Source organism: Streptomyces sp. NBC_01384 (assembly GCF_045040035.1).
Lineage (GTDB): Bacteria > Actinomycetota > Actinomycetes > Streptomycetales > Streptomycetaceae > Streptomyces.
In genome coordinates this window covers 10,072,941-10,091,305 of record NZ_CP109559.1, presented here as the reverse complement: position 1 = coordinate 10,091,305, position 18,365 = coordinate 10,072,941, and the positions used below count along the sequence as shown (strand labels likewise).

General features: G+C 69.5%; 12 protein-coding genes. 3 read left to right on the top strand and 9 right to left on the bottom strand.

Annotation, left to right across the window (positions count from 1 at the left end; all coding sequences use genetic code 11):
- Positions 1 to 90 precede the first annotated feature (90 nt).
- From OG747_RS46375 to OG747_RS46340, 8 genes are all read right to left on the bottom strand, one after another.
- Positions 91 to 1,506: a DUF6777 domain-containing protein gene (locus OG747_RS46375; RefSeq protein WP_405885378.1), complete on the bottom strand. Its 1,416-nt coding sequence runs from the start codon at positions 1,504 to 1,506 to the stop codon at positions 91 to 93.
- Positions 1,507 to 1,742: 236 nt separating this feature from the next.
- The gene (locus OG747_RS46370; RefSeq protein ID WP_405885377.1) at positions 1,743 to 2,732 is read right to left on the bottom strand and encodes a serine/threonine-protein kinase; all 990 of its coding nucleotides are present in this window, start codon (positions 2,730 to 2,732) and stop codon (positions 1,743 to 1,745) included.
- A 1,061-nt stretch (positions 2,733 to 3,793) separates the two neighbouring features.
- Positions 3,794 to 4,066, bottom strand: coding sequence for a hypothetical protein (locus OG747_RS46365; RefSeq protein WP_405886129.1), 273 nt, complete (start codon positions 4,064 to 4,066; stop codon positions 3,794 to 3,796).
- Positions 4,067 to 4,340: 274 nt separating this feature from the next.
- A complete protein-coding gene (locus OG747_RS46360) occupies positions 4,341 to 5,159 on the bottom strand; it encodes a hypothetical protein (RefSeq protein ID WP_405886060.1) in 819 nt (272 codons plus the stop codon).
- Between the two features lie 329 nt (positions 5,160 to 5,488).
- Positions 5,489 to 6,043: a hypothetical protein gene (locus tag OG747_RS46355; RefSeq protein WP_405885376.1), complete on the bottom strand. Its 555-nt coding sequence runs from the start codon at positions 6,041 to 6,043 to the stop codon at positions 5,489 to 5,491.
- Between the two features lie 111 nt (positions 6,044 to 6,154).
- On the bottom strand, positions 6,155 to 8,200 hold the full coding sequence (locus tag OG747_RS46350) for a SpoIIE family protein phosphatase (RefSeq protein ID WP_405886058.1): 2,046 nt from the start codon (positions 8,198 to 8,200) through the stop codon (positions 6,155 to 6,157).
- Between the two features lie 555 nt (positions 8,201 to 8,755).
- Positions 8,756 to 9,838, bottom strand: coding sequence for a sugar ABC transporter substrate-binding protein (locus OG747_RS46345; protein ID WP_405885375.1), 1,083 nt, complete (start codon positions 9,836 to 9,838; stop codon positions 8,756 to 8,758).
- On the bottom strand, positions 9,835 to 12,369 hold the full coding sequence (locus OG747_RS46340; protein ID WP_405885374.1) for a SpoIIE family protein phosphatase: 2,535 nt from the start codon (positions 12,367 to 12,369) through the stop codon (positions 9,835 to 9,837). The genes OG747_RS46345 and OG747_RS46340 overlap by 4 nt, the downstream gene beginning before the upstream one ends.
- 863 nt (positions 12,370 to 13,232) lie before the next feature.
- Between OG747_RS46340 and OG747_RS46335 the strand changes: the two genes are divergently transcribed.
- Genes OG747_RS46335 through OG747_RS46325 form a run of 3 tightly spaced genes read left to right on the top strand, consistent with a single transcriptional unit; the run spans position 13,233 to position 16,416 of the window.
- Positions 13,233 to 14,318, top strand: a complete 1,086-nt coding sequence (locus OG747_RS46335; RefSeq protein ID WP_405885373.1) for a sugar ABC transporter substrate-binding protein — start codon at positions 13,233 to 13,235, stop codon at positions 14,316 to 14,318.
- Between the two features lie 38 nt (positions 14,319 to 14,356).
- On the top strand, positions 14,357 to 15,139 hold the full coding sequence (locus OG747_RS46330) for an ATP-binding cassette domain-containing protein (RefSeq protein WP_405885372.1): 783 nt from the start codon (positions 14,357 to 14,359) through the stop codon (positions 15,137 to 15,139).
- 14 nt (positions 15,140 to 15,153) lie between these two features.
- Entirely contained in the window at positions 15,154 to 16,416 is a 1,263-nt protein-coding gene (locus OG747_RS46325) for a sugar ABC transporter permease (RefSeq protein ID WP_405885371.1), read from the top strand.
- 211 nt (positions 16,417 to 16,627) lie between these two features.
- On the opposite strand, the gene OG747_RS46320 is transcribed toward OG747_RS46325, so the two are convergent.
- A complete protein-coding gene (locus OG747_RS46320; RefSeq protein WP_405885370.1) occupies positions 16,628 to 18,118 on the bottom strand; it encodes an RICIN domain-containing protein in 1,491 nt (496 codons plus the stop codon).
- Between the last annotated feature and the right edge of the window lie 247 nt (positions 18,119 to 18,365).

The following is an 18,365-nucleotide window of genomic DNA, read 5'->3' as shown; positions in this document are numbered from 1 at the left end:
AACCTCACCCTCGCCGGGCGAGCGGGCCGCACAGAGAGAGCAGCCGCCGTCCACACCAACTCAGAGATTATTTGCGGGACCGCCCTCAGTTCAGGACCCCGCCGGGCCGGACGGTTGCTGCTGTTGCTGCTGCCCCGTATCGGCGGGCGCGGATCCGGAATCCTGAGGCGCCGTGTTCTCGGGCGCGGAGGACGGAGGCGGAGGCGCTGAGCTCGGGGGCGCGGGCTGCGAGGAGGGCGGCACGGAGGACGGGGCCTGCGACTTCGAGGACTCCTTCGAGGACGGCTCTGACGACGACTTCGACGCCTTACCCGACTCGGACGACTTCGACGCCTTACCCGACTCAGACGACTTCGACGCCTTACCCGACTCAGACGACTTCGACGCCTTACCCGACTCAGACGACTTCGACGCCTTACCCGACTCAGACGGCCTCGACGGCTTACCCGGTCCCGGCGAGGTCTGGCCCTTCGGCGGTGTCTGCTCCTTGCCCGGACTGGACGGCTCCGGCGATGACGATGGCGGTGGCGGAGGCGGAGGCGGTGTCGTCTTCTTGTCGTGCGCGCCCCGGTGGTCGCCCTGGTTCCGGGTGAACCAGTCGCCCTTCTTCGGCCCCGCCACGACGAACTTCTTCACCGGGCGGGATGCGGGCGCGACGACAACGACGTGCGAGGACCGGTAGCCGGACCATGAGTGGCCAACCGGCCTGGGGGTGCTCTTCTGCGCGGTCGGCGGTGTCAGCGGGTTCCCGCAGGCGCAGCGCACTCGCGGTACCCCGCGGTCGTCGACCAGGACGGCGGTGCCCGCCTGCAGCACGGCCTGGTAGCTGGTGGGAGAGCCGTTGCGGTAGCCGTGGTTGGTGACCCGGGTGTCCGCCCGGAGCTGCACGGGAGTGAGGGGGCGCAGATAGCCGGGAACAGCAGCAGGCTGGATGCCCAGCACCGAGGCGAAGGCCGCGTTCTTCGACGGGTCCGCCTTGAGGGCGGTGATCTGCTTCTCCACGTCGCAACTGGCAACGTTGCGTGTCCCGCCGTAGAGGCCGGGGGCGTCGCCGTTCACGCTCTGTGCCACGTTGCCCGTGGCCGTGGCGGGCAGCGAGGGTGTCGCCGTCGGCGACGCGCCCTCCTTCGCGGTCGACTCCGTGAACGGATCCGCGCCCGTGCTCCCGGCGGACTGCAGGAAGACCTCGCCCCGCCGCTGGTTCGAGGTGCCGTCGGAACGGGTGAACACAAGAAGCAGGGCCACCGCCGCCACGATGGCGGTGGCGACCACGGCCACCCGGGGCGCCGACTTCCACCACGGATGGCGCGGGCCCTCGTCGCCGCCCGGGCCTTCTCCGCCCGGCGGCCCGCCGGGCGGTTCCGACCGCCCGCCACCGCCGGGTCGGGTTTCGGCGTCCGGGGGCGCGGGCCGGTCCGGCTGGGAAGGACCCGCCAGCGGACCCGAGGGAGGACCCTTGGGACGGTCGGACGACGACGGTTCGGACGACGACGGTTCGACGCTCACGAGCTCCACTCCCGGCATCGGGGCCTGCGGCACACAGACCAGCGGCACAGCCTCAGGAAACCCGCAACACAACCTCCTACCGTCGACCCCTCCCCCTCCGCCTCCTCAGTTCCTCTTCACACCATTGTGTGCGGCCGTCCCGCACACCTCGCAAGCCGACAGCCCCCACCCGGCAGGACCAGGCGCAGCCGGGCCGGGGCTGGCAGGGTGCGGCCGACCGGGCGTACGGGGTGCGGCTACCCGGGCTTACGGCCGAAGACCGGCCGGGCCCAGAGCGGCGGATCCGGCACCGGCTCGGGTCCCTGCCCGGCTCCGGCGACTGCGGGGGCCACCTGTGTCGGCGCGTGCGCCTCCTTGCCGGCGCCGCTCGCGGCGGCCCGCAGAGCCGCCACGAACTCCAGGCAGGAGTCGTAACGGTCCTCGGGAACCTTCGCCAGGGCCTTGGCCAGAACCCCGTCCATCGCCTGCGGGATCCCCGGCCGTTTCTCGCTCAGGGGCGGTGGTCGGTCGTACTGATGCGCCCACAGCAGCGCCATGCCGTCGTCCCGCTGGAAGGGCGGCCCGCCCGCGAGGGTTTCATAGACGACGCAGGCGAAGCCGTACAGATCGCACCGGCCGTCCACCGGGCGGCCCGAGATCTGCTCCGGGGCCACATAGTCGAGCGTGCCGACGAACTCGCCCACGCTCGTGAACCCGGTCAGCGACAGCGACTTCTTCGTCAGCCCGAAATCCGTGAGATAGACGTACTCGGGATGATCACTGTCCGTGCCCCGGGCCACCAGAATGTTGCCGGGCTTGACGTCCCGGTGCACCAGGTCGTGTTCATGGGCCGCGTCAAGCGCCGACGCCACCTGCGTGGCGATACGCAGCGCGGTCGTCACCGGCAGCGGACCGTCCCGATCGAGCAGAGCCCGCAGATCCAGCCCCGAGACGTACCGCATGGCGATGTACAGGACGCCGTCCGTCTCACCGGCCTCGAAGACCGGCACGATATGAGGATGGTCGATCGCGGCGGCCACCAGCGACTCGTGCGTGAAGCGGCGGCGGAAAGTGTCGTTGCGGGCCAGTTCCGGGGAGAGCAGCTTCAGCGCGACCGTACGGTCCAAACGTAGATCCTTCGCGCAGTACACCACGGCCATGCCCCCGCGGCCGATCTCACGCTCCACCCGGTAACCCGCGATCTGCGCCCCGATCAGACCCGAAGCCCGGCCGGAGTACAGCTCCATCCCCCCCGACGTCGCACCCATCACACACCGCCGCCGGCCCACCGTGCGAGCGCATCGGGACAGACCCCCGCACCACCGGAACCGACTCCCAGAACGGGTCCCGGCGCAGCCGAATGGACGGGCCGCTCACCCATGACCGAATTGTATCCAGCGGTCCCCGGGGCCGCTTGATCAGGACCCGGCCCGCATCCAGGCGTCCCGGACGTGTCTTTCGGGGTCAGGGCATCGGGCACGGCGTCAGGTGGCGGCAGGCGCCCAGCCGGGGGCGATCAGTGGGCGGCCTCTTCGACTTCTGCGGCGAGCGACTGTTGTTCGGCCTCGGCACACACCTGCGGGACGCAACCGATGCGACGGCCTGGTGTGCCCGTGTGTCGGCGGGCCGGCGGGCCGGTGCGCCGCCCGGCAAGGTGCTGCTCGCGGCCTGGGCGCTGGCCGTGGGCGGGCGCGCGGGCCGTGATTGCGCCGGACCGGGCGATGGCCGGACCTCTCATCAGCGTCTCCGACGGCACCTCCCGGGCCCGGTGACACCCCCCGGTCATCCGTTCGACACGGGGACACAGTCATGCCGGGCCCGGAGGCCAGCGGCCCTCTTGCAGGACCGCGAAAAACATAACTGTGAGAGTTCTTCTGCGGCCCGGGATGGGTTGCTGCCAGGCTCGGCGCCGATGATCCGGCATGACTCGAAACATAACTGGCGCCCCGTCAGGGGCGGGGACGCCCGCCGCCGTTCCTGGAGTTCGCCACCGCGGTGCTCACCCGCGCGTAGGTTGCGCAGCTCGCCCGCGCGCTGTGCACCGCGCCCACGGCCTCACCCCCGCACGCGCCGGCGGACGACTGCTTGCCCGCCCAGGCCGCGCCGGACTGGGCGGCCCGCGCCCGGGACCCCGCACTGCCGCTGCCCTACCTGGTCGGGGCGCCGGTCCGGGAACGGCGGGTCGAAAGTGCTGGACCTGCTCGGCTCGGAGGTCGGCATGGAGTCCATCGTCGAAGCCGACGATCGGGCCCCGGTGACGGGCTGTACCGGTCACCGAGGCCGAGGCCCCCACCCAGTGGGCCCCGCGTCAGGCGGACTCGCGCCAGCGGTTGGTGATCGGGAGGCGGCGGTCCTTGCCGAAGACCTTTGGCGAGATCTTCGTGCCGGGCGGGTACTGCCGCCGCTTGTACTCCGCCGCGTCGACCATCCGCAGCACCCGGTTCGACGGCGGGGTCGGGCACCGCACCCGCTCCGGGGCCCGGCACGGACTTTCCCTTATCCGCCCGCCCAGCAAGCGGAGTCGGCTGCCGGCATTCCCACGGCGAACTGTCTCGGGGTGGTCGAGTCCCCCTACGGTCAAGACGGCCTCCTCATCCAAGTGGTGCAAGTGGCCGTACCCGTAAGCGAGCTCGCGTCGTAGGTCCTGCCGAGCGAGGCGAGTGCGCCGAGGTGCCCAACGCCCTTGCCGTGTCGTTGTGTTCGACGGCACGACCCTGCGTCTCGTCCTCTCTGTTGCACAACTCGGTTGCGCCCGTCCCGCTCTCCCTGAAAAGCCCTCGAGGTCACTGGCCGGACGTCCGCGCACCCAGCTCTGTTCGCCCCGACAGGGCCGGGCTACGACGAACGCGGCTCGGTCACTTCGTTGTTGCGCAATGCCGGTGCGGAACCGGAGGGGGTATGTTGCCGGTCTTGGTAGCCGCAGCGCGGGGCTTGGTCGTGGCTGCTTCACTCGCTGGGGCAGGCCCGTCGTGTCGTGCAGTTCGCTGGGCCGTTTGGCTGGGCGTGGGCTGCTGTCTGGGAGTCTCGACGCCATGGGGTGGAACCGGCGCAGTCGCCGACGATCGCGCGTCGCCCTTCCACCAGGGACGTGGCTTCTCCCAGCGCAACAGGGCTGCGAGGGCCTGCAACCGTCTTCGGCAGCGTCCATGAAGCACGCCCAGGACAATCGCGGCGCCTACCGCGATCAGGTGCTCGCGGCCTGCGAGGTTGGGTTTGGCGATCGATTCCCACACCATCGATCCGCCGGTGAGCGCGAAAACGACGGGGGCCCGCCGGATCACCGCGAGGTAGGTGAACAGGCCCACCACCGCTGCGGACGGTCCGGTATCGAGCACATGCCCGCTCTTGACCGGCAGGCCCAGCCCCCACCAGCCCGGGCCGAGCGCGATCATCACACGGACCGTGAGGGTGCCGGCCAAGGTGGTGGCGTACGCGATGGCCAGCGTCCGGGTACGCCCGAGCGCGAGTTCCGCAAGAGCGAACGCGAGGAACAACTGGGTGATGCCTGCCCACACCGGCAGGTCGAGGGCGGGCACATACAGCGACACCGGAGTGCGCAGCAGGGCCAGGGGCAGCGGCAGGTCGGCCTTGACTCCGCCGATCAGCCGCACCACCGCTGCACCTGTGGGCCGTTGGGCAATCGCGTGGAAGAAGATGACTCCGAAGGCGGCCACAAACGCCAAGAGGACTCCAGGCAGCCCGCGACGCAGGAGTTGCCGTACTGGCTTGACGACCATGCCGTCCCACTCGCCACGCAGCGTGCGCCCGGTGAATAACGCGATCCGGTGGAACGCGGTGCGGTGGAACGCGGTGCGCGGTTGCGCTCGTTCGCCGTAGCCCGTGGCGGGCGGCTGTGGGTCCTCGCCCGGTCCATCCGTCCGCGTACGGTCCTTCCCAGCACCGCTGGGACGTCCATTGGCAGCCTGAAGCACTGGTTTCTCTCCCCCCAACGCCGACAGAACACCCCATCGTATAGATCGGAACTCGAAGACCGATCTCCCCCTCAGACGATGATCGGTCGGAGGTGGTTCGGGTCCGAGCGGGGGAGTTTTACTCGAGGTCCGCACCCGCTGCCCAACTCCCGAAGCCTCGCCGAGTCGGGCTGGCAGAGCTCGATGGCGTCGGCGTTCCGCTGTCGGACGAGGAGCACGGGTCCGTCGGCCGCGTCCGGCGGTGGCCCCCGGTCTGCATGGCTCATGTGACCGGAGTAGGGCTTGGGCAGGCCACGGGCGGGGCCGCAGCGGTCGAGGGGCCCCGCCTCTCCGTAGTTCTGGGCGGAGAGTACGGCATGCGCGCGGGCAGCCTTCGGAATGGCCGACCATCCGTCCCTGGCCGCGTCCGCGAGCGTGGGCCGGCCGACCTGCTCGCCCTGTTCCTTGTTCAGCGCCATGGGAACGCCGAGTGCGCTCGACGGCAGCACGATCAGCAGCGGAACCGCGTAGTACTGCTTGCCGCCGAGCCCCAGCACGATCGCGCGCAGCAGTGGATACGCCACCGCCATCGGCCGGGCCCAGCGCAGGGCCCCTTCCCGCCACAGCCGTCGCCGCCCGCGATCCACACCTACGCCAGTCCCAGCTCCAGGCTCGCACCGCGGTTCGAGTGGGTTGGGGAGCGAAGGGCGCGTCAAGCGTGAGCCATCCACAGGTCTCCAGCGCCCTCGCGCCAATGATCACCGTAGCGACCATCCTGGCTGAAGATGTTCAGAGCCGGGCCTGAAGGGCTCGATGCGAGCGATGAGCAGTGCGACGTCATCAGAGTCGTCGGGCCGCCGGAGTTCGTGAAGGAGCCGGTCGCAGGTTTCCTCCAGAGAGCGGTCGTGCCTGTCGAGCAGGCGGAGGAGAGTCGCCAGACGTTCGTCGATGGGGTCGTGACGGGTTTCGACCAGGCCGTCGGTGTACAGGACCAGCTGGTCGCCAGGACCGAGGTCGAAGGTGGTGGTCTCGAAGGCGACGCCGCCCACTCCCAACGGGGTGCCGGTGGGCAGGTCGAGCAGTTCGGGGTGCTCGCCACTGCGTACGAGGACAGGAGGCAGGTGGCCGGCGTTGGCGAGGTGGCATTCCGCGTGGTGGGGATCGTAGGCGGCGTACAGGCAGGTGGCGATGTACTGCTCCAGCCCTGAGGTGATCCTGTCGAGGTGCTGGAGGACCTGGGCGGGGCCGAGGTCGAGGTCGGCGAAAGCGCTGGTGGCGGCGCGCAGGCGGCCCATGGCGGCGGCGGCGTCGATCCCGCTCCCCATGACGTCGCCCACGACGAGTGCGGTCTTGTCGTCGTCGAGTGGCAGGACGTCGTACCAGTCGCCGCCGACCTCGTACGTGGCCTGCGCCGGCCGGTACCGGGAGGCGATCTGCAGACCGGGGAGGCGCGGCGGGTGGCTGGGGAGCAGGCTGCGCTGCAAAGTCTCGGCGGCGCTGCGCACGCGCTGGTGTGTGCGAGCGTTGTCGATGCACACGGCGGCGCGGGAGGCCAGCTCACCGGCCAGGGCCAGGTCGTCCTCGTCGAAGGGCACCGGGTTGCGGGCCCGCGTGAGCCCCAGGAAGCCGAGGATGTGACCGCGCGCGATGAGCGGGACCGACATGTAGGAGTGCACACCGGCGCGGGCCAGCAGGGTGGCTGCGTGGTCGTCGCGGGCGATGCGCGCCAGGTCGTCGTCGTCCGCGTGGGCGATCAGGACTGACCGGCCGGTGCGTACGGTCTGGGTGGCCAGGCGGTCGGCGGCGTAGGAGGCGATGTGGCCGGGCGGGTCGGCGGCCTGGATGGCTTCGGTGGGGTAGGCGGCCTTCACCGCGAGGGCGCGAAAGAGCGCGGGCCCCTCTTTGGAGGCGGCTGGGCGGTGCTCGTCCAGGAGAGAGTCGAGCATGTCGACCGCGACCAGGTCGGCGAGCTCGGGAACAGTGACCTCGGCCAGCTCCCGGGCGGTCTGCTCCACCTCCAGGGTCGTGCCGATGCGGGCGGAGCCGTCGGCGATCAGGGCCAGGCGCCGCCGGGCCCCGGCGGCCTCCATGGCCGCCTCATACCGGTCGGTGACATCCACCACCAGGTCGGCCACCCCGAGAACGCGCCCCCGTGGGTCCTCCAACCGGTACAGGGAGACCGACCAGGCGTGCCGGTCCGGGTCGCCGGGGCTGTGGTCGACGATGGTGGCCTGGTCGACCATGGGAATCCCATTCTCAAGGACCTTCCGCATCGCGGCCTCGGGCACCTCGTACTTGTCGGAGGTCATGATCTCGCGGTAGTGCCGGCCAAGATGATCTTTCGCGGGTAGGCCGTGCATCTGCTCCAGTGCGGGATTGACGGCAACGTAGCGCAGATCGGTGTCGAGGATCGCCAGCCCGATGGGAGACTGGGAGACCAGCCGGGTGGACAGCGCGACATCCCGCTCCAGCTCACGCAAGGTCGGCTCGTCGGTGGCGAGCCCGAGCGCGTAGAAGTCGCCGCGGTCGTCCAGCAGCCGCATGTTGCGGAACTCCAGCAGGCGAGTACTGCCGTCCTTGTGCCGGATGGGGAACGCTCCCGCCCAGGTCTCACCGGTCCCCATGACGTGGGCGAACAGCTTGGCCATCAGTTTCCAGTACCGTTCGTGGACGAGCAGCGGCGCCGCGTACTGCCCGAGCGCCTCTTCGGCGGTGTAGCCGTAGAGATCCTCGGCCTGCGGGCTCCACAGAACGATCCGCCCGTCGGCGTCCAGCAGCACCGCGGCGACACCGAGGAGGTCCATCAGCCCGCTCGGCTGCGACGGCCTTTCCTCTGGCTGACCGACGTCAGTCGGACTCCCATCGGCTGCGCTCACGCGGGCACTCCTTCCACCGGCCGGACCACCTCGGATGCCGCCCCGCCATGGTCCGTGGCCCGTCCACTCATCTGTGGGCGGCACGCGATCTGGTGAGTGCTTCGACTTCCATGGTCCCCCCGGATGGGCCAACCGCACACCCCGTCCGTATCGGGCATGCCGGACCAAGGCCGTCCAGCCTGCGCCTTTCTCGACGTGATCATTCGTCGTGAGCAATCGCTGGGATCAGCGGCGCACGCGGTACGTCGCCTTCTTCACCGGTGCCGCCCTGATCCCGGCCTCCTCGGGCCTGACGAACAAGCACCGGCTCAGCCGAGGCGGTGACCGGCTTCTGAACCGAGCCACGCACACGATCATGGGCCGGATCTCCGGCGGCATCGCGCGCGGGACGCCGGAGAAATCATTCAGCTCTTCGTCCCAGGTCAGCGTCCGGACCGGGCAGGGCCCGAAGCGTTCTCCCGCGCCGTCGACAGCCCATCCGACTCACCGGGCGAGTCCGGCCTTGTCGCAGGCGGGCCGGAGCTCTCGGGTGCAGATCTGATCGATGGTGTACACGCCGTCCTTGAGAAGTGTCTGCTTGATGTTGTCCACCGCCACCGCGCTCGGAGTGAGCAGGACGGAGGGGATGTGCTTGGTGGTGGAGCTGTCGGTCGTCATCGTGGCGATGTCTCGAAGATCCTCCCCGCGTCCCAGGGCGACGGCCATGGCGACGGCCGCGTCGGCTTCCGCCTTGAAGGGTTTGTACACCGTCATGTACTGCTCGCCCTTGATGATGCGCCGCACAGCGTCGAGGTCGGCGTCCTGGCCGGTGACAGGGGGAAGCTTGCCGACACCGCCGCGCTTGAGAGCGGAGATGACGCCTGCGGCTATGGTGTCGTTGGCCGCCAGGACGCCGCCGATCCGGTCCTGGCCGAGGGCCGCCATGGCGGCAACCATGTTGGCGCGGGCGTTGTCCGCACTCCAGCCCTGGGTGTAGTACGACCTGGCGATCTTCACCTTGCCGAGGATGACGGACAGCGCGCCCCTCCGGTACCACGCCGCGTCGGGGCTGGTCGGATCGCCGTTCATCATGACGGCGTTCCCGTCGTTCGCCTTGTCACCCATGGCCTTCAGGAGCGCCTCGCCCTGGAGCCTGCCGACCTGCGCGCCGTCGAAGCTGACATAGCCCGAGACCGGACCTTCGGCGAGCCGGTCATAAGCGACGACCGGAACGCCCGCCTGGTGCGCCTCCTGGACCGAGGAGCGGAGCGCCCTGGCGTCGGCGGCGTCGAGGATCAGGACCCTGACCCCCTTGGTGATCATGGAGCTCATCTGCTGCCGCTGGGTCATCGCATCGTTCTGGGCGTTGGCGTACTCCATGGTGCAGTGGGGACACAGCTCCTTCAGCCGCTTCTCGATCAGCGGCTTGTCGGACCTCTCCCAGCGGGGGACCACTCGGCTCGGGAGCAGCAGGCCGACGGTGAAGCTGTCCGGGCCCATCTCCTGGTCCTCGCCGCAGGCGGCCACGGACGTCGTGATGAATCCCGCGACGAGGGCCGCGATGACGTGCCACGTACGGGTCCTCATGGCAGACCCCCTCGTTCCGTTCGGGGCCCCGAGTCCGCGGCAGCCGGCTCGCGCGGCGGCACGACGATCTCGCACCACACCTGCTTGCCGCCGGCCACCGGCATCGAGCCGAAGGACTCCGACATCGCTTCGACGAGCATCAGGCCTCGGCCGCCGGTCGACTCCCAGTCCACGATCACCGGCTTGGCGGGGGCGCGCGGCGAGCAGTCGCTCACGCAGACGCGCACCCGGTCCCCGCGGAGCATCAGGTCGACCCGGACCTGGCCCTGGGTGTGCACGAGGCCGTTGGTGACCAGTTCGGACACGACCAGCAACGCCGTATCGGCCACCTCGTCGACCTTCCACCGACGCAGAGTGCGCGCGGTGAAACGGCGAGCGTGCATGACGGCGTCGGGCAGCCGCCACACCGCCCAGCCGGCCCGTATCGGTCGGATCTCCATGCCGTCGTAGCGCAGCAGCAACAGCGCCACGTCGTCCTCACGGCGGTCGGCGTCGCCGAGCAGTTCGTCGGCCATCCGCGCCGGATCCGCCGGATCAGCCGCGGCGAGCGCGGCGCGGGTCCGGAGCATGCCCTCTTCGAGGGGCAGGTCGGCGGCCTCGACCAGGCCGTCGGTGACCAGGGCGAGGACCGTGCCAGGGGTCAGCGCGTACGCGGTCATGGGGAACTCCGCCTCCGCGAGAACGCCCAACGGGAGCCCGCCCTCGACCCGTACCTCCTCGGTACTGCCGTCGGGATGGCGTACCAGCGGTGCGAGGTGCCCGGCCCGGACGAACAGGGCGTTGCCCTCCTCCAAGTCCACTTCGGCATAGCAGCAGGTGGCGAACAGATCGGTCTCCATACCGACGAGGAGCCGATTGGCGTGCGAGACGACCACGTCGGGCGGGTGGCCCTCCACCGCGTATGCCCTGATCGCGGTACGCATCTGGCCCATGATCGTCGCGGCTCCGGCGCTGTGTCCCTGCACGTCGCCGATGACCAGCGCCATCCGCTCCTCGGAGAGGGCGATGACGTCGTACCAGTCACCGCCCACCTGCAACCCCCGCCTGGCGGGCAGATAGCGGGCGACGGCCGTCCCCCCGGGCAGTTCGGGGAGGCGCCGTGGCAGCAGACTGCGCTGCAGCATCGTGGCGAGCTCCTGCTCGGCGTCGTGCGCGCGCGCACGCTTGAGGGCCTGCCCCACCAGCGCCGCGGTGGCCGTCAGCAGGAACCGCTCCTCGGGGGCGAACGCGTGCGGCTGATCCCAGCCGACCATGCACACGCCGACGACCCGGCCCTTGGCGGGGAGCGGCAGGACGGCCAGACCTCCGGCGCCGATGCCTGTGAGTCCGGGTTCGAGGGCTGCGCCGGCGGTCCACAGGTCCAATCCTCCGTCCCGCAGAGCCCGCTGAAGGGTGGGTAGGGCGCTGACCGGTGCGTCTGGCCACTCCGAACGCCACTCGGAACGCCACAACTCAGGCCAGGCGGTGGGCTGAGGTGGATCGAGCACGGTGACCGCGAGCCGGTCGTCCCGCACCTCGGCGAGCGCCACCCGGTCGGCGCCCAGCGGCTCACCCAGCGCGGTGACCACCACTCGGCTGACGTCACGTACCGTTACCGCGTCGTCGAGTGCGGCAGTCAGCCACTGGATCCTGGAAACGTCGTCGGGGCTCTGACGCAGGACCGAGGTCGCCGTCACCACGCCCAGCACCCGCTCCGGCCGGTCGTCGATGCCTGCCACCACCTGGCAGCTCAGGCTCAGCCAGCGCATCTCACCCGTGGGACGGCGGACGCGGAACTCCAACTCCCGCCGGCCGAACGCCTGGGTGGATGGCTTCAGGACCGACATCAGCGCGTGCATGTCCTCCGGGAGGGCCTGCGCGAGCAGGGTGTCCGCGTTGCCGTCGAAGTCGTCCGGCGTGATGCCGGCCAGCTCGAGCAGCGTCTTGTCCGCCTCGATCAGGCCGGTGTCCGGCATCAGGACGAACGAGCCGACGCACAGACTCCGCAGGGCCGGACTCAGCAGCGATGCCGGAGCGGGTCGGCCGGTCCCCTCCTGGAGCATGCCGATGACCGCGTCGGCGTACCGCTCCAGGAAGTGCCGTTGCTCGTCCCCGAAGCCGTCCGTGGAAGCCCCCACGACGACGAGGCAGCCCAGCCGCGTGCCTTCCGTCCCTAGTGGCAGCGCAGCGAGCGACGCCCCGGCTCGCGGCGGCGTCGGCCCGCCCTCGGGGTAGGAGGCGAGTGCCGCGGGACTCAGCCACAGTGGCCGGCCGGTGCGGAAGGCCTGCGCCGCGGGTGAGCCACCGGCCAGGGGCAGACACTCCGGCATCCCGTGCTCGGAAGTGGCGCATCCGGCCGTTTCCGCCAACCGAAGCTCCTGGTTCTCGGCACCGGGCACATAGACCGCTGTCAGCGCCGCACCGGCGAACATCAGCGCCCGGTCACTCGTCATCGCCTCCGGCACCGGAGGCGGTGATCCGGTGTCCGCGGCGTGGGCCTCGGATGCCCGAAGCTCCGAGATCCCGGCCCTGGCACGGCCGTCATGAGGCATGTCCGCGACCTACCTCCCGTCCACGCATCAGGTGCCGACGGGTTGAAATCAGGCACCCTCATACCAGAATCGTATATGCGGATCAATCGGACATGTTCATTTGATTGTCGCAGGCGGCGGGAGCGACGGCTCGCCCCCGCCGAGGGAGGCCCGATACGGGAGGCCGCTCCGGAGGCCTCGCCGCCCTCGCATGCGGGACCCCGCGGCGAACGTCGATGGCCGAAGTCACTGCGTTCGCAGATCACGTCAGCCGGTGTCACACTGACGACGTGGTCGTCTTGCCACTTCCGCGGTGCGTTCCGGGCGGAGGTCTGGTGGCGGCACCGTGGACGTCTGCCGGCTGCTGGACCTGTGCCGGCAGTACGCGTGGCCTGGTGACGAGGCAGGGTATGACCATGCGCGATGTGGGAGCCGCCGGTGCCGGGCCGGTCGGGCCGAGGGCCCACCTGGCCGGGGCGGGCGACGACGCTCCGCGACCGCCGGAGCCACCGCCGCACGTCGGAGCGGGGACCGGTGTTCACCTGGATCTACGTGCCCACGGGGCCACCTGGTTCAACACGACCTGTGCCGTCGTGCCGCGTCGCACGCGGCCCACATCTCCCGGCCGACTCCCGCACAGGCCTTTGACGCCACGCCACGCCGCGATACCCACGCGCCCTTCTCCCGCGCGCACACCGCGCCGGCGAGACCCGCCGGAAGACGCCGGGGTGGCCCCGTCGGCCCGCCGTGAGGCGGTCGCCAACCACCCGGCGTACGCCGACGGGTGGGGCACCGCACCCGGACCGCATACCCGTTGAGACCGGTCGCGGGTAACCATGAGCGCCCCTCGCCACGCAGGGTGAAGGACAAGGGAGGTCTCTCACATGAAGGCCTGCATCCGGGGCGCAGCCATCGTCATGACCGCGATCTCGACGGCCGTTGTTCTCACGGCCTGCGGGCAGAGCTCGGGAAACAACTCCGACGGGGGCAAGACCCTGACGATCGGTCTGCTGCTGCCGGAGGCCATCACGGCTCGTTGGGAGACACAGGACAGGCCCTACCTCGAGAAGAGGATCAAGGAGCTGTGCGGCAACTGCAGGGTCGAGCACGCCAATGCCAAGGGCGATGTGGCCACCCAGCAGGAACAGATGGACTCGATGATCACCAAGGGGGTCGATGCCATCGTGCTCGTGGCCGTCAACGCCAAATCGCTCGGCGTCGCGGTCAAGAAGGCCGATGCGGCAGGTGTGCCGGTCATCGCCTACGACCGTCTCGCCGAGGGTCCGATCTCCGGTTATGTCTCCTTCAACGGCGAGGAGGTCGGCAGGCTCCAGGGCAGGGCACTGCTGAAGGCGATGGGCGCCAGGGTGCACAGCGGCGAGATCGTCATGATGAACGGCGATCCCAGCGACCCCAACGCGGTGTCGTTCAAGAAGGGCGCACTGTCCGTACTCGACGGCAAGGTGAAGATCGGCAAGGCGTACGACATCCTCCAGTGGAGGCCGGAGACAGCCAATCTGGACATGTCCGGCGCCATCGCCGCCCTCGGCGTCAATATCCACGGGGTGTACGCGGCCAACGACGGCCTCGCCGCCGGCAGCATCTCCGCACTCAAGGCGAACAAGGTCCACCCTCTGCCCCCCGTCACCGGACAGGACGCCGATCTGGGAGCCGTGCGGCGCATTGTGGGCGGCGATCAGTACATGACCGTCTACAAACCCTTCGGGTCCGAGGCTTCCGCCGGCGCCGCCATGGCCGTGGCCGCGGCCCGCCATGAAAGCCTCGACCGGGTCGCCACGGGCAAGGTGAAGGCCGGCGGAGGCAGGGAGGTTCCCGCCGCCCTGCTCACCCCCGTGTCCGTGACCGTGGACAACATCAAGAACACCCTGGTGAAGGACGGCGTGTACACGGTCCGACAGATCTGCACCCCCCGACTCGGGGCCGCGTGCAGCAAGGCGGGACTCACCTGACAGGCCGGTTCCGACCAGGTCCGGGCCCCGGGAAGGAGATGGTTTCCGTGGCGGCTCCCCCCTTGCTGGCGCTGCACGGCGTGTGCAAGCGCTTCGGCGTCGTCGAGGTTCTCACGGACATCGAACTGGAGATTCACGCCGGCCAGGTCGTCGCTCTTCTGGGGGACAACGGTGCCGGAAAATCCACCCTGGTCAAGGTCATCTCCGGCGTCGCCCCCGCCGACAAGGGCGACGTCGAGTGGGAGGGCCGGGCGGTCCAGATCAGGCGCCCCCACGACGCCCGGGACCTCGGCATCGCCACCGTGTACCAGGACCTCGCGCTGTGCGGGAACCTCGACGTGGTCGGCAATCTGTTCCTCGGACGGGAGATCCGCAGGTTCGGGTTGCTCGACGAAGTGGAGATGGAGCGCCGTACCAGACGCCTGCTGGAACGCCTGACCAAAGGTGTGCCCGATCTGCGTGTCCCCACCGTCTCACTCTCCAGCGGCCAGCGGCAGACGGTCGCCATCGCTCGCTCGCTCCTCGGCGACCCGCGGATTCTTCTCCTCGACGAACCGACCGCGGCTCTGGGATTCGAGCAGACGGCCGAGGTTCTGGACCTCGTCGACCAGTTGCGTGACCGCGGCCTGGGAGTACTGCTCATCAGCCACAACATGGGCGACGTCAAAGCTCTCGCGGACCGGGCCGCCGTGCTGCGGCTCGGTCGTAACAACGGCTTCTTCGACGTGAACACCGCGCCTCAGGAACAGATCATCTCCTCCATCACCGGCGCCACGGAGAACGTGCCCCACCGGATGGCCTCCCAGGAGGCGGGGTGGTGAAAGGGATGCGCCACATGACGGACAACACCCGGGCCGACCCCACAGCACCTGACGCCGAGGCCAGTCGGCCGCGCCGCGCAGGGGCTGTCGCCCGTGCCGTCGATCATTCGGTCACCCTCTTCCGGCGCAAACTGAACGCCGGCGAACTGAGCTCGCTCCCCGTCATCCTCGTCCTCGCCGTGGTCTGGATCACCTTCCAGTCCCTGGACCGGAGCTTCCTCTCGCCTCGGAACCTGTCCAATCTCAGCGTGGACGTCGCGGGCACGGGTCTGATCGCGGTCGGCCTCGTCTTCGTCCTGCTGCTCGGTGAGCTCGACCTGTCGGTCGGCTCGATCAGCGGTCTCTCGGCGGCCGTCTTCGCCGTTCTGAACGTGAACAACGGCGTGCCCGAATGGCTTGCCGTCATCATCGGGGTGCTCGTGGGTACCGCGGCGGGAACCATCCAGGGCTTCTCCTTCGCCAGGACCCGGGTGCCGGCGTTCGTCATCACGCTCGCGGGGCTGCTCACCTGGAACGGCTTCATGCTGTACATCCTCGGGACCAGCGGCACCGTCAACCTCGACGAGAACGGGTTCGTCGCCAAGCTGACCAGCTACTACTTCACCAACGCCGGCGCCGCCTACGGCCTGGCGGCGGTCGCCTCGGCCATGCTCTTCCTCGTGTCCTACCAGGACAGGCGGCGCCGCAAGGCCGTCGGCATGCCGCACCGCTCACTCCGGGGAATCGTGGTGCGCACGGGAGTACTCGCGGTGATCGCGTTCACCGGCGCGTATCTGCTCAACCGTTTCCAGGGCCTGCCGCTCGCGCTCCTGATCTTCCTCGTCGTGGTGGCCGGCCTCGACGTCGTTCTCCGCCGCACACACTACGGGCGGCAGATCTACGCACTCGGCGGCGGTGTCGAGGCAGCCCGTCGCGCCAGCCTCAGTGTGACAAAGGTGCAGACCGCGGCGCTCGCGGTCTCGGGCACCATGGCCGCGATCGGCGGTCTGTTCCTGGCCTCGCGCATCACCTCGGTGAGCCAGAGTTCAGGCTCGGGCGTGCTGCTGCTCAATGCCATCGCGGCAGCCGTCATCGGGGGCACCAGCCTGTTCGGAGGACGCGGCACCACCTGGTCAGCGGCGCTCGGCATGCTGATCATCCAGTCCATCGCCTCGGGCATGGCGCTCACGGACACCCCCGCTGCTCTCCAGTTCGTCGTCACGGGCGGGGTGCTCTTCGCCGCGGTGGTCATCGACTCGCTGTCGCGGCGTTCGCAGATGGCACATGGGCGGGCTTGACGTGCCTGTTCCGGCGTTGCTGTCGCGGTTCCCCGACGTTGCTGTCGCGCGACAAGACGGTGCCGATCCCCCGCGCCGGCGTGCGGCGGCGGGTACAGGTGACCGGCGAGGCGGGTGAGGCCGCGTCCGTGCTCCACGCGCGCGAAGGGCACATGGAGCACGGACGTTGCAGGAATCGGGCGGCCCGGAATCAGGACTCACCCGCAGGCGGTCAGGAAAGGCTCCACTGCTGGCTCGTCGCGCCGGTGCCCGTCTCCTGTTCCACCGCCGCGCCCTGAGTGGCCGAGCCACCCGCGACGCCGATGTCCAGGTCGCTGCCCACCCCGGCGAGCATGTAGGTGCTGCCGCTGTAGCTGCCGACCAGGTCGAGGAACCACTGTTGGTTGGTCCCGCCGTTGCAGGTCCACTGCTCCAATTGCACTCCCGTGGCGGTCGACTGGTTCGGTACGTCCAGGCACAGGCCGCTCTTCACGCTCTTCAGGGTGTAGATGTTGTCCGCCACCCTCGTGAGGGTCCATTGCTGGTTGGCGCCGCCGTCGGACGGCCATTGGATGGTCTTGGCGCCGTTCGAGGTGGAGCCGCTCGCCACATCCATCGGCATGGAACTGTTGCCGTTGGTCAGGGTGCGGACCCCCGCGGAGGGCACCCCGCTGTCGGCCGTCCAGGTACCGACGCCCGGGTCGAGGGACCAGGTGGGGTACTGGCCGAGGTTCACCGTCGTGCCCCTGATGGTCAACGGTAGCCAGATCAGCTTCGACGAGCCCAGGTCGGAGGTGTTCCACCGGTCGCCGGCGTAGATGTAGGTGGTGCCGGTGGAGCCCTGAACGGTGATGACGTTCGCCGTCTGACTGCCGTAGGTGTGGGTACCGGGGGCGGCGAAGTTCCGGAACGCCGACCAGGGGCCGCTCAGCGATGTGGCGGTGGCGTAGATGTTGTCGTTCAGACTCCAACCCGTCAGATGCGAACCGAACACGTAGTAGATGCCGTTGGCCTTCACCATGGCGGGCGCCTCGACGCTGTTGCTGCCACTGCCGCCGAGCACCGTCACCGCGCTGTCCACGGACAGGTAGTCCGCGGACAGCTTGTCGATGCGCAGACCGTTGTTGCGGTCCTCGCTCAGCAGATAGGCCGTGCCGTCGGTGTCCTGGAACAGACCCAGGTCACGGCTCAGGTTGCCCAGCGGCCGGAAGCTCCCGCGGTAGGTGTAGGGGCCGCATGGAGTGCTGCTGGTGGCCACACCGACCTTGGCCTCGGAGTAGTTGGTGCTGTCGATGTGCATGTACATCACGTACGTACTGGTCGAGGCGTTGTAGATGACCTTGGGCCGCTCCACGACCCGGCTGGGTCCCAGGTCCCCGCTGCTCTGCTTGGCCAGGGCGACGCCCTGATAGGTCCAGTTGGCCAGGTCGGTGGACGAGTAGCAGGTGATGTCCTGGAACGACGTGTCCGACGAGGTCTCGCCGGTCTTGTCCTCCCCGAAGCCGTACCAGGCGTCTCCCACCTTGATGATGCCGAGGCCGTGCAGCTGCAGCGCGTTGCCGTTCTGATCGGTCCGTGTGGCGCCCGTGGTGAACGACACCGTGGCCGCGTGCGCCTCGGTCGCCGGAAGCAGGAGCGCGGCAAGGCCCCCGAGCAGCATGAGGAAGGCGGTGGCGGCTCTGCGCCATCGACCGATCGACCGATGGGGTACTCCCTTGGGCATGCTCTTCCCTCTCCTCGAGGCCAGGTTGAGTCCCTGTCACCCGGCGGGGATCCATGAGAGTGGCAGGTCAGACGTGACGTCAAGGATTGCGATCGATTTTGTTTATTCTTGACCGCTCAAGAGGAGGTGAGACCTATTTCGCTCGGCAGCCCATACCCCCTCCAATTGCCACCAGAACCGGCGAGTTGCACGGCCTTCCGAGCCGCCGCCCGCGAGGGAATCATGGTGACGACCCATTGACCTCTCA